The following is a 15,602-nucleotide window of genomic DNA, read 5'->3' on the forward strand; positions in this document are numbered from 1 at the left end:
TGTCGGCCATGGCGCTGGAAAAAGCGGCATAGGGACTAGCGATCCGAAACTTCGATGGGAAAGGTATGCCAGAACCTCACTAAAACGACCAAAAAGCCCTCTTAAACCGGACGAAAATCCACTTCGAAAATAAACCATAAAAAAAATCCCGGAAACATCGATGTTCCAGGATTCGTTCTGTCCAGTTTTTAGTGAAAATCGGCCTACTCCCGAATATCCCCATTTATTCGTATTTCTGTAAAATACCGTTTCTCCCCTTCCTTGGTCTCATAAGTTCTTGTAGTCAACTTACCTTCTATGGCTACTTCCTTACCCTTAGTTAAATAATTTTCTACAATGTCTGCCGTCTTGCCCCAAGCTACCACATTATGCCATTGGGTATCTGTTACCTTTTCACCCTTAGCATTCTTAAAGGTTTCATTGGTAGCTATGGAAAATTTGGCCAATTTTGCTCCTCCATCTAAATTAACAATCTCTGGATCGTTTCCTAGATTTCCAATCAACTGTACTCTGTTTTTAAGTGCATTCATAATAAATAGTTTTAGTGTTAAACAGTTAATAATTTTGATACCACAAACCTACTCCCAGTTCAATACAGTATTCGGTTGATAACTATTTAATTTCGCTTGTAAACGTTTGTAGTCGTTTGTACTTTTACTATTCATTCTATATTGATCAGGCACAAATCATAAAAGACCCAATATTCTAAGGGCATACAAGATATATTTCTAAAGTCATTCTTTGGGGATAAGATGCTTAATTAATTATTATCTTTCCCCCTTTTATTATATAAATCACACTAGAAGAATATAATTTCAACTATATAAACTGGAATTAAAACGGCATCTATTTTAAAATGAATGGTTTTAATTTCTATTCAATAGCGGCAATCACTAAATCAAAATCATAACAGAAATACTCATGAAAAAAAACTTCGTTTTAGCTCTTATTTACAGTTTCGTTTTTATAGGGGCCCACGGTCAGTCTGCTACAGATATTGCATTGTTATACAATGATCTAACCGTCTTTGAAACACCAATGGCCTTAACTTTAAATAAGAAGGTTAAGAAAAGGGATATTGCCAAAATCAAAAACAATAGCCTACGAGAAACAGCAAGAGCGCTATATGAAAATAACTACGATTCTAAATTTCGTATGGCCGAATATAAAGCTCACCTATCCCCCAGCGTGCTAGGACAACAACTAATGATTGGGGATGGCTATAGCAAGTATGAAAACATTACCGGAATCTACCTTCCAAAAGGAGAACAACTTGTACTAGTTGATGGAATTAAGGAAGATACCGAGGTTGGTTTGGTAATCGTTAATTGGAACCGCAGAGCACCAGCAGGTATTGAACCTACCAAGGACCCAGCAGGATGGGGTATACAAAAGAAAAAGTACAATCTACATAATGGAGTCAATGTTATAAATCTTACTTTTTGATGGATTGGCCTATATTGATTATTTTTCAGAAGAACCTAAAAATGAGAATGCTGTACAAGTTCACTTTCCATCTGCAGCAGTAAATGGTTATTTTGATAGTACTAAGGATGCCGATGCTGAATGGAATTCCCTAGTAGACAATGCGGTTTATCCCATAGTGGATGCTAGAGGCAAGCATATTCAGATTGCCTACCCTGCTGAGGCAATTAAAAAGTACGCCTACAATAGAGGGAAAGAATTACTAAATAATTATGACTCCCTAGTCTATAGACAGCATCGCATTTTAGGTTTGGTTAAATACAACAAAGTTCCAGAAAACCGAATTCTAGCACGCGTAAACTACAATTATTATATGTTTAGGGATGGAGACGGCGTAGCCTATATGGGAACGGAACCTAGTAATGCAATGTCTATGGTGGTAGACCCGAGTCGCGTCATCCAAGGTGATCCCTGCTGGGGATTTAGTCATGAGGTTGGTCATGTTCACCAATTGCGCCCATATTTTAACTGGGGCGGTTTAGGAGAGGTAAGTAATAATATTTTCTCATTGTACGTAACCACATCATTTGGAAATAAAAGTAGGATCTCCGAACAACAAAACTATGATAAATCCCGTGAAAGCATAATTAATGAAAAGATCAGCTACCTACAGGATGGGGACGTATTTAATCGTGTAGTTCCATTTTGGCAATTACAACTTTATTTTACGGGGGTAGGCAACAATCCAGATTTTTACCCTGATCTTTTTGAGGCATTTCGCCAACAAGGAGAAGAAAGCAGAAAAGCAAGTCCTAATCCCCGTCGTTCAGGTGGTTGGGGAGACAGAGGCAACAACCCAGCAAAACACCAACTTAATTTTGTAAAAACAGCATCGGAAGTCAGTAAGACCGACCTAACCGAATTCTTTGATCAATATGGCTTTTTCTATGTAGGCGAATTTGATTATAACGACTATGGAAATTACAGCTATAAAATGACCCAGGAAATGGTGGACGAATGCAAAGCAGAGATCAAAGCCATGAACTTACCAAAACCGAAGGTAGATATCAGTACCCTAAAAGATTTATAGTAGGTATACCTATCACAGGACTCCTATTCGGGAAGGGGAAAGTCAGTTAAAGCATTTTCTAGTTTAACTAATTGCCCCATAATTAAAAACCAATTAAGAGTCGGCTATCCCCTGGGGAGAGCCTACTCTTAATTTATCTCTCCACAGCGAAGTATTTAAAGGACAACTCCAATGATTAGTATAACTTTGGGAATCTAAAGAGAGAACAGCTTTCAATTAAATTAGCGTTCTATTTCTTGACCTTATATTCTTAACAAAGCTATAAGCTATACTATTGTTAAACAAAATTAAGTGCGATGAACCATCCATTCATAATAGACGAAACCTACAAGGGCAAAGACTACACCCTAAATAAATTAGCAAAAGGGGAATATGAGAACTGTGTATTTGATTCCTGTTATTTTTCTGAGGCAGACCTTACCAATATTTCATTTATGGAGTGTACTTTTTTAGATTGCGACCTAAGCAATGTGAACCTAACAAACACCGCCATAAAAGAATGTAATTTTGAAAAGTGTAAAATGCTGGGAGTCAGATTTGATCATTGCAATCCGTTTTTGCTCTCCTTCAAATTTACAGGCTGTACCCTAAACCTATCTTCCTTCTATAACCTTACACTAAAAAACATTGTATTTGAAGATTGTAGTCTTCATCAGGCCGACTTTACTGAAAGTAATCTCTCCAATGCCAAGTTTGACAACTGCGATCTAAGGGGAGCAATCTTTGAGTCCGCTATATTATTGAAAACAGACTTTAGAACTGCTATAAATTTCAGCATCGACCCAGAAAATAACAAGCTAAAAAAAGCGAAGTTTTCAAAAGAAGGTGCCCTTGGCCTTTTGTTGAAATATGATATTGATATCGATTAAAAAGACCCCTTTGTACATTGCTCAAAAACATACATCATATCGCCATTATTGCCTCGGATTATCAAAAATCAAAAGAATTTTATATAACTATTTTAGGGCTTACTCCTATACGTGAAATATATAGAAAGGAAAGGAACTCCCACAAATTAGACTTGGCATTAAATGGCACTTATATTATAGAACTCTTTTGCTTTCCGGAACCACCCTCTAGATTGTCCAGACCAGAAGCAACAGGGTTACGTCATTTGGCTTTTGAAGTAAATGACCTAGAAGAAGCCATTGAGAAATTATCTCAGTTTGAGGTAGTGGCAGAACCCATTAGAACAGACGAATTTACCAAAAAAAGATTCACCTTTATTTTTGACCCAGACCAATTACCTATAGAACTATATGAAAAATAGTTCGCAATTAATCCCTTATCTAAACCCATATACGCAGCGCAATTACTGGCAATGCAGTGTAATTGCAGTAGTAAATCCATTCTATTAAAAATTACAACACCTCACTAGGGCATCGGCTGATGGCATATTTTCACTATATTGGGTAAGCAAGTAAGGTCACCACCACACCAAATGCTGACCTTAGTGGAAAAAAGTAGCACATGGAAAAAAAATGTTTAGAATGCGGAGATACGATTTTAGGCCGGGTGGACAAAAAATTCTGTTCGGATTATTGTAGGAATTCCTATAATAATAAGCTTAACAAAGATAGCAAAAACCTAGTTCGCAACATTAATAACCGTTTAAGGAAAAACTACAGAATATTGGATAGTTATTCTCTTAATGACGGAAAAACCAAAACTACCAAAACTAAGTTAATGGATAAGGGGTTCGATTTTGAATACCTCACCAACTTGTATACCACTAAGAAAGGATCCACCTATTTTTTCGTTTATGACCTAGGCTATCTTCCTTTAGATAATGACTACTACATGATTGTTAAAAGGGAATAGGCCAGTACTCAGTCCCACTCTTTTAAATTTTTAATAAGGAATCAATACCAGTTCTGCTCGCATAAAAGCAAGGAAGCATTTGAAGATTTCTTGCCTATTATTTATAATTATGCCCACTTAATTTTAAGGCAGCAATAACAATATCCTTACGGCTTATCTGCCCCACCAAAATATCGTTTTTCATAACTGGCAATCTTCTCCTATTGTGCTGTACAAAAATTCCGGCAGCATCAAATATAGAGGTATCATGCGGTATGGTCTCTACGTTCTTGGACATAAACTTTTCTACACTTTTATCCAAAATAGGTTGGTTAAAATACCGACTTTCTGAAATTTCTTTCATGCAATCCGCTTCAGAAATAATTCCTACCAAAAATCCATTATCATCCAATACCGGACCACCAGAAATTTTATGTTTAGCAAATGCTTCCATTACTGCCAAAATAGACTGATCAGGTGTAAATGTCACCAATCTTTTACACATATAGTCCTCCACTAAAATGGGAGCATCATATTCCTTTTTTACCGGTTTCCTAAATCCTTGAAAATTCTTTATAGCCATAAATTTGAAATTACAGTTAATTGGAAAGATAGCTTTTTTTAGAACATTGCGCAACTAATTAATATTCCACCTATCAAATTACCAAAACTTCCCTTAAATATCTAACAATTCATCATTCCCTAAATGCGTATTAGTATAACATACCTTTAACAGCTGCTAATCAAAATCATTATGCAGAAAGAATTTCTTATTTTTAAGTTTTCGAAACATATTATGAAAAGATTTCCGACCGTTATTTCCTTATTGCTTATCCTCCTTGCCATATATTTAGGATTTTGGTCATCTATGCCCTCCTATAGTCCAGATTTAAACTTAGATGAAAGTCAATTTTCTACCGATCGTGCTTTTATTCATGTACAAAAAATGTCTGTAAAACCACATGCAGTTGGTTTTCCAGCCCATTCCCAAGTTAGGGAATATATCATGGCTGAACTAGAAAAGCTTGGATTTGAACCCATCCTACAAACGGGATATACCGCTGGAGATTGGGCTAATTTTAGCAAGGTCACCAATGTTATGGCTCGTATAAGAGGTAGTAAACCAGGTAATGCCCTCCTATTACTTTCACATTATGACAGTAGTCCGCACTCCTCCTTGGGAGCTAGTGATGCTGCCAGTGGAGTAGCAACTATACTAGAGGGATTAAGGGCCTATCTATCTACAAATAATAGCCCTGAAAATGATATTATAATTCTTTTTTCGGATGCTGAGGAATTGGGATTAAATGGAGCAGATTTATTTGTAAATAACCACCCGTGGGCAAAAGAAGTAAAATTGGCACTGAATTTTGAGGCTAGGGGCAGTGGCGGACCATCCTATATGCTTTTGGAAACTAACCGGGGGAACAGTAACCTAATTAGCGAATTTATTGAGGCCAATCCCTCTTATCCAGTAGCTAATTCTTTGGTATATAGCATTTATAAAATGCTCCCTAATGATACCGACTTAACGGTTTTTAGAGAAGACGGAGATATAGACGGTTTTAATTTTGCTTTTATTGATGACCATTTTGATTACCATACCGTAAGAGATAATTATGACCGATTAGACCCAAAAACCTTGGCGCACCAAGGCGCATATCTAATGCCATTGCTAACTTATTTTAGCGATGCCGACCTTACCCAACTTAAAAGTTTAAACGATCAGGTTTATTTTAATGCGCCATTTTTTAAATTAGTATCCTATCCATTTGAGTGGATATATCCCATGCTGGCAGGTGCCGCTCTCTTATTTTTGATAGTGGTCTTGCTAGGGATTAAAAAAAAGGTCTTGACATTCAAAGGGATTGGAAAAGGGTTTATCCCTATGCTATTAACGCTCATTATTAACGGAATAATAGGCTATTTTGGATGGAGCGTTTTGCTCAAAATATATCCGTATTATCAGGATATACTTCATGGGTTCACCTACAATGGATATATCTATATTGCTGCATTTGTTTTTCTCTCGATTGCAGTTGGTTTTTGGTGCTATCATCGTTTTGGCAAAACAGATGCTCCAAATCTTTTAATTGCTCCTGCCTTGCTTTGGTTGGTAATCTGTGGACTTTTAGCCGTTTATCTAAAAGGGGGTAGTTTCTTTATTTTACCCGTATTTGCACTTTTGGCATCACTGTGGATATTGCTGAGTCAGAAATCTCCGGAACCCTTATGGTTTGTTGTCTTAGCCTTACCCGCCATTTGGATCTATTCTCCCCTTATAAAAATGTTTCCAGTAGGCTTAGGCCTTAAAATGATCATTACCTCCACCTTACTAACCTCCCTAACCTTTTTTCTATTGCTCCCCATTTTTGGAGGATTAAAAGTTAAACAACGATTGTCATATCTCTCTCTGCTCTTATTTATAGGATTTCTTATTTCTGCCCATTTTAATTCAGGTTTTAGCAGGGATAAAGCAAAGCCAACCAGCTTAATCTACCTATTGGATGCAGAAAATAAAACCGCGCAATGGGTTACCTATGAAAAGGAATTGTCTTCTTGGACCACACAATATATTGGCGAGAATAAGGAAGTCCCCTCTACTACAGAACATCAAAACCTAAGCAGCAAATACGGGACAAATTTTAATTATGTAAGCAATGCGCCTGTGAAAGATATACCTCAACCAAAAATAGAAATAGGTGCGGATACTATAATTGGAAATAATAGATGGCTAGAAATTACCATTATTCCCCAAAGGCCTATAACTAGACTGGAGGTCTTTACCAATGAAATACAACTATTAGAAGCGGCTATTAATACCATACCATTATCCGATTACTACCTAAAAAATAAAAAAGGCAATAAACTTATTACCCATTACGTAAGTGATAATGACCCCACTCATTTAAAACTGGCCATCCATAAAGAAAGTAAATTGGAACTAACAATCTATGAGGCCTCAAATGATTTACTAGATCACCCCCAATTTAGTGTCCCAAAGCGGCCCGAGGATAATATCCCTATGCCCTTTGTTTTGAATGACGCCATACTAATTATTAAAAAATTACATTTTGAATAACACTATAGGAATCTTGGGATGTGGATGGCTGGGACTTCCCTTAGCCACCACATTAGTAGAAAACAAATACACTGTAAAAGGGTCCACCACTACCCTAGAAAAAATGGTTCTTTTAAAAAAAGCAGGAATAACCCCTTTTCTTATCAACCTTTCTGAAAACGGAATAACAGGAGATATTAATGGATTTTTAGAACATCTAGACGTTCTGCTTATCAACATACCGCCAAGAGTACGCAGTGAACCAAAAGAGAATTATTTTAAAAAAATAACCCATTTATATCAGGTCGTAAAAAATTCAAAAGTTAGAACCGTACTCTTTATTAGCAGTACATCGGTTTATGGAGAAAACCAAGGCCAGGTTACCGAGGACACCTTACCTAAACCCACCTCCGAGGCTGGGAAGCAACTCTTAGCAACAGAAGATATTTTCAGAAAAGATAAGAACCTAAACACCACCATTATCCGGTTTGGTGGACTTATTGGCCCCAACAGGAATCCCGCCAATTTCCTTGCAGGAAAAAAAGATCTCACCAACGGGGATGATCCTGTTAACTTAATTCATTTAGAAGATTGTATAGGTCTTATCCGAACGGTAATTGAGAATAATTACACCAATCTTTTAATTAATGGGGTATATCCATTACATCCTACCAAAGAGGACTATTACACCTCCGAGGCCCGTAAAATGAACATAGTACCACCCACCTATCAGCCCAGAAAAAACGTGAAAGGTTATAAAATAATAGAAAATAGCCCTTATATTGTTAAAATCTACCAATACCACACCTCAATTATCAGTTGATTCACCACACAATTTGAAACTTTCACAACATTGAACATCATCTACTGTTAATCTTTATCGGATAAAAGAGGTCTTACATCTACAACTTATATCTTTGAATAAAGAATAACACAATAGCTACGATGGAAAATTTAGAACTAAAAAGCAACATTTCTAGGGGGATTAAAAGCTTAATTTCTGAAAGCTGCTCCAAGGAAGAAGTATCCCGAAAATCACAAGATTTACATGAAATGATCATTAAAAAATACTATAACGCAGTAGATATTTCTATAGATTATCACCGTAAGCGAATATTTATGGACATAGTTGTGGACGATAGCAATTACGATGCAAACCAATTGAATTTCTCGACTCCCTTTATGCGAACCAATATGTATTATGACAACTTAGAGCAATTTTTAATTTCCTGCTTAGACAGGGACAATAGGAGCATTTCATTCTATGCAAAGCTGTTAAGAATTTATTCGATAAATAATCCTAAAAAGATCTGTATATCTTAATAGAAAAAGTGATTACTAGATCCCATCATTATTTCCCTAGTAAAGAAGGATGCTTAACGGCATCCTTTTTTATTGCTTATCAAAGCTTTAAGGCTTTCCTTAACAATAGAAATAAAATAATTTGCTAGATTTGGCACACTTAAATATAGAATGATGAAAAAAATAGGATTGATACTCCTTTTAACGGTAGGAATTTCTGCTACGGCGCAGACTAAGAGTGATCTGCTTAAGCATTATGAGGCATTTTACGATCAAATGAGACTGCAAGGTGATGTGGACGGCGTTATTAATGCAATAACCCATCTTAATATACTTTCGCCCAGTCCAGAACGCATGGACACTTTAGCTTATATCTATGCTAACGATAATCAACACCTTCAAGCATTAAATACCATTGGTATTGAGAAAAGTGAAAATGATTCTGATTTGGCCGTTCAGGTAAAAGCGATTTCATTAAAGGCTTTAAATCAACCAAAAAGAGCTTTGGAGCAATTTGAGATTCTTAACAAGAGAAGCCCAAACCCTTATTTGGCTTATGAATTGGCAGATCTTAAAATTCAGACGGGAGACAATGTAGGAGCATCCAGCGATATTGAGTTCGGGATAGCAAATGCCAAGGACGATATGATGTATGCTTTTTATGAAAGACAACAACCCTATGAAGTTCCGTTAAAAGCGGCCTTTCTTCACCTAAAGGCTTTGGTACAGTTTAACAATGACCAAAGCAATATAGATCAAGCCCTAGCAACTATTAACGAAGCTTTAAAAATTGATCCTAATTTTAATCTGGCAAGTTTAAGTAAGCAAGCATTAGAGTCTAGAAAAGAAAAGTCTGAATCTACTGAAACTAAGCAATAAAGGATTAGATTCTAGCACATAATAAAACAAAAAGCCACTTTTTAAAGTGGCTTTTTTCATAGATCCTATAGTGATAGGCGTATATAGGCGAGTTAACGCTACCTTATTGTTTCTTTAATTGTTCTATAATTTTATTGTCCGTTCCCTGTTTCATCAGGGCTACTTCGGAGACATTTTCATTAGGGATTACAATAGAGAGCACATAATGGGATATTTTCCATTCCCCATCTATTTTTTGCAGTACCCCAGATCCACGGCAAAGTTTCATTTGGGTATCCAATAACTCATCAAACCATGCTATATCGTCCTTATCATTAAAATATAGGTTCTGCTCTAAAGTTTTAAAATTCCAGGCCTTTCCCTTATCAAAATGCGGTTTGGCATACACCATAAATTCATTCTTACTCCAATTCTCTCCGGCATCTGTACCTATAAAAACTGCATTAGGTGACATAGCCTCAAAGTAATCGTTAAAGCGTGCTTCTGAAGCAGCCAAATGCCATTGGGTTATTACGGAACGTACCTCATTTGCCATATTATTCTCCTGAGATAGGATTACATTGCCAAAAAACAGCAAAAACAGTAAAATTCGCATCCTATTCATTAAAGATCAAAGTTGTATCCAACTCACTATTAACTAGCACGTTAAATTGATTCCTATAGGCATTATAAGCCCTTATCATTTCTTCGGTAGATTTTTTGGTATCTACCCGGTACTCCAAATTCCCCTTGGTTTTAAGAATAAAAGTTTGAAACACTTTCTGTCTACTCTTAATTTGGGGCTTATTAAACATGTCTGGATAGTCCGAAACTTCCAATTGCTTCTGTTTCTCTATAAGGTCCTCGATTACCAAGCTAAGGTCTTCCCGATTAGCAACACGGTACAGGGATTCAAAGGTAATTTCCATATCACCAAAGGCCTGCCAATCCTTTAAAATCTCGGCAGCCTTCGCATTTACCGCTATGGGCCTAGGCAGCGAATCTACACTAAAAAAAACCTCCTGTTTTTCTACGAAAGTCTCATTTTTCTGTCCTTGTTTGCATGATAATGCGAATAAGAACACCATAACCAATACCAAAAATTTTCCCATACGACGAAGGTACGAATTTTAATAAAAAGGTATATTTGCACGAATTATAATTTGACTAGAATTTGATGCGAAAATCGATTTTAATTATTGGTGCCTGTGGGCAAATTGGAACGGAATTAACCCTAGCATTACGGGAGCGCTACGGCAATGACCAAGTGGTAGCCAGTGATATTAGAGAAGGTAATGAAAGCCTAATGGAATCTGGGCCATTTGAAATATTGGATGCCACTAATTATGAGGCTGTAGAAAACATAGTAATGCACTATGAGATAGAGGAAGTATATCTTATGGCTGCAATGTTAAGTGCAACGGCCGAAAAATTTCCAATGCGCGCATGGGACCTTAATATGAATTCACTTTTCCATGTACTAAACTTGGCCAAGGAGAAAAAGATCAACAAGGTATTTTGGCCTTCTAGTATTGCCGTTTTTGGTCCTACTACTCCAAAAGAAGGTACACCGCAACACACTATAATGGAGCCCAGCACAGTTTATGGTATTAGCAAACAATCTGGTGAGCGCTGGTGCTCTTATTACTTTAAAAAGTACGGGGTAGATGTTAGAAGCGTACGCTATCCAGGTTTAATCAGTTGGAAAACCCTTCCCGGTGGTGGAACCACCGATTATGCCATTGATATATTCCATACTGCACTCGCCAATAAAAAATACAAATGCTTTTTAAATGAGGGTACTAAACTGCCTATGATGTATATGGACGATGCCATTAGGGCTACCATTGCCATTATGGAATGTGATGCCGATAAAATCACGGAAAGATCCTCTTATAATTTAGCCGGAATGAGCTTTACCCCAGCAGAGATCACCAATTGCATACGAAAGCAATTCCCTAGTTTTGAAATTGAATACGAACCCGATTTCAGACAAGAAATTGCCGACTCATGGCCCAGCAGTATTGATGATTCTGCTGCACAAAGAGACTGGGATTGGAAATCTCAATTCGATCTAGATCAGACTACCGAAGAAATGTTAAGAAACCTGGGCAAATAGCCCAGTTCCTTACAACAGACTAAATTTCAATTTCTTTTCTATTGCGGTAATCATTGTGTTAGCAATGTCCTTCCCAGTGGCATTTTCTATACCCTCTAATCCTGGGGAAGAATTCACCTCTAAAAGTAATGGGCCTTTATTAGAACGGATAATATCTACTCCGGCAACTGCTAGATTAAGCACTTTGGCAGCTTTAATTGCCAACCTTCTTTCTTCCGCTGTAATCTTTATCACAGAAGCCGATCCTCCTTGGTGTAAATTCGCCCTAAATTCCCCTTTCGCAGCCTGACGTTGCATAGAGGCCACTACTTTTCCATTTATCACAAAACAACGAATATCCTGTCCGTTTGCCTCTTTTATAAACTCTTGCACCAAGATATTGGTCTGCACACTTTTAAACGCGTTTATAACACTCTCTGCAGCCTTATTGGTTTCTGCCAAAACAACACCTTTGCCCTGAGTACTCTCCAACAACTTAATAATTAATGGCGCCCCGTTTACCATGCGGATGAGATCTTTAGTATCCATAGGAGATTTTGCAAATCCTGTGATGGGGATGTGGATGTCATTTTTAGAAAATAACTGCGAAGCAAAAAGTTTATCCCTAGACTGGGTGATAGCTTCAGCTGAGTTAAGGCAATACACCCCTAAGTTATCAAACTGGCGAATAAGGGCACAGCCGTAAAATGTAACAGCGGGTTTTATCCTAGGGATAATTGCATCGAATTCATTTAGGATATTACCTCCCCTATACCGTATTTCGGGCGAGTTGGCATCTAGTTTCATATAGGCATGTTCCACATTTAGAAACACCATATCATGACCGCGGGCTTCTCCGGCCTCCATTATCCTTTTATTACTGTACAAATTAGGGTTACTGGCCAAAAGAGCGATTTTTAATCCTGTTTTCTCTTTAACATAAGAAGCGTATTGCTCACCAACCTCCTTTAAGCTCATCGGCATTATATTAAAACTTACAGCAGGATTTACTACATACCTGCCATTTAAGGCTTCCCTTCCCAAGAGCATTCTATATTCCATAGTATCCCTACTGGCCAAAGTAAGCTCAATATCAAAGGTCTTCTCCCCCAATTTAACTGGGGTTTTAATCACAAACCGTTCTTCAGATATTCCAGAAGAACTTTTTACCACCCTCCTATCTACTAAGCGGGCTTTACACTCAATATTAATACTTCTGTTGTCTTGCAAAGGGTTAACCTCGAATCTCACCCATTCGTGGGCTCCTCTAGTAAACACTTTTATATTATTTGCCTGAATAGAAGAAGTTTTAGCGCCAGAATCTACCCTAGCCTTTATGGCTGGAATTTCTAATTCTTCAAAAACGCACCATTCTTCACTTCCAATTATATCGAGATTATCAGTTGTCATTCCTTTGATTCTAATTTATAAGTACAAAATAAACTACTTGACCCCTTAGAATCAAGATTTAAAACCCATTTATTTAAAAATAATAAACGTATTGTAATAGGTGGTTAGTTTAATAAGCCAATTTCTTCTTTCTAATCCCCAACCAAAGATGGAATTTGTGAAAGGGAGAGGTGTCCATATCCCAATTTAAGACCTAAAATAACCAAAGGCCACCAGTTGGAGGCCTTTGGTTTATTCTGTAGTTTGTTTCAGAAAGCTATTAAAACTAGGACGAGCGAGATAGGCTACCGCTTAAAAAGCGTTCCTAGTCCTCCTCATCCTCCTCAATACCCTCTAGATCTACATCTGGAATAGCTTCTGGATCGTCATCATCAAAATCCTCATAATCGTCCTCATCATAATTAGCCATGGTCATTTCTAACTTAGCACTGATCTTTACCAGGTACTTGGTATCTTCGGTAGTAACTTCTACCGCTTCTACTCTTTCCCCTTTGGCGTTCTTAAAGGTGATGATATTAAGATCGTCATACCCATCGGGATACTTCTCTACCAAAAGTTTTAACACCTCGGGCGTAAGTTTCTTGAAATCAACAATAACTCTTTTTAAATTATCCATAAACTACATATCTAATAAGTAAGCAAAAATAAGGGGCGCTACAATAGTAGCGTCACTTTCTATAATAAATTTGGGGGTATTTACATCTAATTTACCCCAAGTGATTTTCTCGTTGGGGACAGCGCCAGAGTACGATCCGTAACTTGTAGTAGAATCACTTATCTGACAGAAGTAGCTCCAGAACGGGGTATCTGTACGCTCAAGGTCTTGGTAAAGCATTGGGACTACGCAAATAGGGAAATCTCCCGAAATTCCTCCACCTATTTGGAAGAATCCAATTCCATTTTCAGAATTGGCAGTATACCAATCCGCTAAAAAGGTCATATATTCTATCCCCGATTTTACGGTACTGGCTTTTAATTCGCCTTTAACCACATAGGAAGCAAAAATATTCCCCATTGTACTATCTTCCCAACCTGGGCAGATTATGGGTAAATTCTTCTCCGCTGCAGCATACATCCAAGAGTCTTTAATATCTATCTCATAATACTCTTCTAGCACACCAGATAAAAGCATCTTGTACATATACTCATGTGGAAGATAACGTTCTCCTGCATCTTCCGCATCTTTCCATATCTTATGGATATGTTTTTGCAATCTTCTAAAAGCTTCTTCCTCTGGAATACAGGTATCGGTTACCCTATTAAGGCCTTTTTCCATTAAATCCCATTCCTCTTGCGGAGTTAAATCCCTATAGTTTGGCACTCTTTTATAATGTGAGTGTGCCACTAGATTCATAATATCTTCCTCCAAGTTGGCTCCCGTACAGGAAATGATCTGCACTTTATCTTGACGAATCATTTCGGCAAATATTTTACCGATCTCCGCCGTACTCATAGCCCCAGCCATAGATACCAACATTTTAGATCCTTGGGCCAATTGGGCCTCATATCCTTTTGCCGCATCTACCAATGCCGCAGCATTAAAATGCAAATAATATTTCTCTATAAAGTTGGAAATAGCTCCTTTATTCGTCGTCATCTTCAAATTTTGATTGATTATTACCTGTTACTTTCGCTTGTATGTCATATGTATTGTCGTAGTCATCAGTTATGGCTTCACCCATAAATTTATAACTCAACATCTTATAATATAGTTTGGCTGCTAAAAAATCTGAAGATTTCTCATTCTCATTGGGACAAAGCTCCACAATATCAAAACCAACTACATTCTTTTCTTTAAAAACTTGCTTTAGGAATTCCAAGATTTCATAATAGAACAATCCACCTGGCTCTGGAGTACCTGTAGAGGGCATTATGGAAGGATCCAACGCATCTAGATCAAAAGTAATAAACACATTGTCTGTCATTAGATCTACCACCTTATCCATCCAATACTCATCCAAAACCATATCATGGGCGAAAAATGTTTTTTCTTCGTCCATGAATGTTTTTTCTATAGCATCCATACTGCGGATACCCACTTGGATAAGATTGGTAGTCTGGCTTGCTTCATGAACCGCACAGGCGTGATTATATTTTGTACCATCGTACGACTTCCTTAAATCTGCGTGCGCATCTATATGCAGTACAGTAAGGTTATCAAAACACTCATTAAACGCCCTAATTGTTCCTATAGAGATGGAGTGTTCTCCACCAAATATAGTTACAAATTTATTTCGTTTTATATATTCCTTGGTTTTACTGTGCACTGCGTTCACCATAGCTTCTGGAGAACTGTCCTCATCCACAGGATCGGCTAAATATACCCCTTGCTGATACACCTCAGAGTCGGTTTCTATATCATATAGTTCCATATTCTCTGAAGCGCGCAAAAAGGCATCTGGACCTTTATCTGCTCCTTTACCCCAAGTACTGGTTCCATCATAAGGCACAGGAATTAAAACTACCTTAGCCTTCTCCAATTGCGCAAACTCGTCTGGTATGCCAGCGTAATTGTTAGTTGTTTTCATTTGTCAAAGTTTATTGTTTTTATTGGTAGG

General features: G+C 37.4%; 18 protein-coding genes. 10 read left to right on the plus strand and 8 right to left on the minus strand.

Features of this window, described 5'->3' with window-relative positions; translation table 11 throughout:
* Positions 1-203: 203 nt before the first annotated feature.
* The gene (locus G466_RS0117030) at positions 204-530 is read right to left on the minus strand and encodes a single-stranded DNA-binding protein (RefSeq protein WP_026814725.1); all 327 of its coding nucleotides are present in this window, start codon (positions 528-530) and stop codon (positions 204-206) included.
* 391 nt (positions 531-921) lie between these two features.
* On the opposite strand from G466_RS0117030, the gene G466_RS24290 reads away from it, so the two are divergent.
* The 5 genes from G466_RS24290 (at position 922) to G466_RS0117050 (ending at position 4,336) form a co-directional block, all read left to right on the plus strand.
* Complete coding sequence (locus tag G466_RS24290) at positions 922-1,446, plus strand: M60 family peptidase N-terminal accessory domain-containing protein (protein ID WP_205622053.1); 525 nt, start codon at positions 922-924, stop codon at positions 1,444-1,446.
* Between the two features lie 4 nt (positions 1,447-1,450).
* Entirely contained in the window at positions 1,451-2,515 is a 1,065-nt protein-coding gene (locus tag G466_RS22460) for a M60 family metallopeptidase (protein WP_205622054.1), read from the plus strand.
* Between the two features lie 296 nt (positions 2,516-2,811).
* Entirely contained in the window at positions 2,812-3,384 is a 573-nt protein-coding gene (locus G466_RS0117040) for a pentapeptide repeat-containing protein (RefSeq protein ID WP_026814726.1), read from the plus strand.
* Between the two features lie 17 nt (positions 3,385-3,401).
* Complete coding sequence (gene gloA2 / locus G466_RS0117045) at positions 3,402-3,785, plus strand: SMU1112c/YaeR family gloxylase I-like metalloprotein (protein WP_026814727.1); 384 nt, start codon at positions 3,402-3,404, stop codon at positions 3,783-3,785.
* A 200-nt stretch (positions 3,786-3,985) separates the two neighbouring features.
* The gene (locus G466_RS0117050) at positions 3,986-4,336 is read left to right on the plus strand and encodes a hypothetical protein (RefSeq protein WP_026814728.1); all 351 of its coding nucleotides are present in this window, start codon (positions 3,986-3,988) and stop codon (positions 4,334-4,336) included.
* A gap of 97 nt (positions 4,337-4,433) precedes the next feature.
* Here G466_RS0117050 and G466_RS0117055 read toward each other — a convergent pair whose 3' ends face one another.
* On the minus strand, positions 4,434-4,898 hold the full coding sequence (locus G466_RS0117055) for a CBS domain-containing protein (RefSeq protein WP_026814729.1): 465 nt from the start codon (positions 4,896-4,898) through the stop codon (positions 4,434-4,436).
* A gap of 213 nt (positions 4,899-5,111) precedes the next feature.
* Between G466_RS0117055 and G466_RS0117060 the strand changes: the two genes are divergently transcribed.
* The 4 genes from G466_RS0117060 (at position 5,112) to G466_RS0117075 (ending at position 9,557) form a co-directional block, all read left to right on the plus strand.
* Positions 5,112-7,397, plus strand: coding sequence for a M28 family peptidase (locus G466_RS0117060; protein WP_026814730.1), 2,286 nt, complete (start codon positions 5,112-5,114; stop codon positions 7,395-7,397).
* The gene (locus tag G466_RS0117065; RefSeq protein WP_026814731.1) at positions 7,390-8,199 is read left to right on the plus strand and encodes an SDR family oxidoreductase; all 810 of its coding nucleotides are present in this window, start codon (positions 7,390-7,392) and stop codon (positions 8,197-8,199) included. Before G466_RS0117060 ends, G466_RS0117065 begins: the two co-directional genes overlap by 8 nt.
* 122 nt (positions 8,200-8,321) lie before the next feature.
* Positions 8,322-8,699: a hypothetical protein gene (locus G466_RS0117070; RefSeq protein ID WP_026814732.1), complete on the plus strand. Its 378-nt coding sequence runs from the start codon at positions 8,322-8,324 to the stop codon at positions 8,697-8,699.
* Between the two features lie 153 nt (positions 8,700-8,852).
* Positions 8,853-9,557: a tetratricopeptide repeat protein gene (locus G466_RS0117075; RefSeq protein WP_034236039.1), complete on the plus strand. Its 705-nt coding sequence runs from the start codon at positions 8,853-8,855 to the stop codon at positions 9,555-9,557.
* Positions 9,558-9,660: 103 nt separating this feature from the next.
* Here G466_RS0117075 and G466_RS0117080 read toward each other — a convergent pair whose 3' ends face one another.
* Together G466_RS0117080 and G466_RS0117085 are read right to left on the minus strand one after the other, a co-directional pair.
* Positions 9,661-10,152: a nuclear transport factor 2 family protein gene (locus G466_RS0117080; RefSeq protein ID WP_229797258.1), complete on the minus strand. Its 492-nt coding sequence runs from the start codon at positions 10,150-10,152 to the stop codon at positions 9,661-9,663.
* A gap of 1 nt (position 10,153) precedes the next feature.
* On the minus strand, positions 10,154-10,648 hold the full coding sequence (locus G466_RS0117085) for a hypothetical protein (protein ID WP_026814735.1): 495 nt from the start codon (positions 10,646-10,648) through the stop codon (positions 10,154-10,156).
* A 65-nt stretch (positions 10,649-10,713) separates the two neighbouring features.
* Between G466_RS0117085 and G466_RS0117090 the strand changes: the two genes are divergently transcribed.
* Complete coding sequence (locus G466_RS0117090) at positions 10,714-11,655, plus strand: NAD-dependent epimerase/dehydratase family protein (protein ID WP_026814736.1); 942 nt, start codon at positions 10,714-10,716, stop codon at positions 11,653-11,655.
* 9 nt (positions 11,656-11,664) lie between these two features.
* Here the strand turns inward: G466_RS0117090 and rimK are convergent, their stop codons facing one another.
* From rimK to speB, 4 genes are all read right to left on the minus strand, one after another.
* On the minus strand, positions 11,665-13,044 hold the full coding sequence (gene rimK / locus G466_RS0117095) for a 30S ribosomal protein S6--L-glutamate ligase (protein WP_026814737.1): 1,380 nt from the start codon (positions 13,042-13,044) through the stop codon (positions 11,665-11,667).
* A 304-nt stretch (positions 13,045-13,348) separates the two neighbouring features.
* Positions 13,349-13,660: a hypothetical protein gene (locus tag G466_RS0117100; RefSeq protein WP_026814738.1), complete on the minus strand. Its 312-nt coding sequence runs from the start codon at positions 13,658-13,660 to the stop codon at positions 13,349-13,351.
* A gap of 3 nt (positions 13,661-13,663) precedes the next feature.
* The gene (locus G466_RS0117105; protein ID WP_026814739.1) at positions 13,664-14,641 is read right to left on the minus strand and encodes a deoxyhypusine synthase family protein; all 978 of its coding nucleotides are present in this window, start codon (positions 14,639-14,641) and stop codon (positions 13,664-13,666) included.
* Positions 14,628-15,572, minus strand: coding sequence for an agmatinase (gene speB / locus G466_RS0117110; protein ID WP_026814740.1), 945 nt, complete (start codon positions 15,570-15,572; stop codon positions 14,628-14,630). Before speB ends, G466_RS0117105 begins: the two co-directional genes overlap by 14 nt.
* Between the last annotated feature and the right edge of the window lie 30 nt (positions 15,573-15,602).

It is taken from the genome of Arenibacter certesii DSM 19833 (genome assembly GCF_000429545.1).
Lineage (GTDB): Bacteria > Bacteroidota > Bacteroidia > Flavobacteriales > Flavobacteriaceae > Arenibacter > Arenibacter certesii.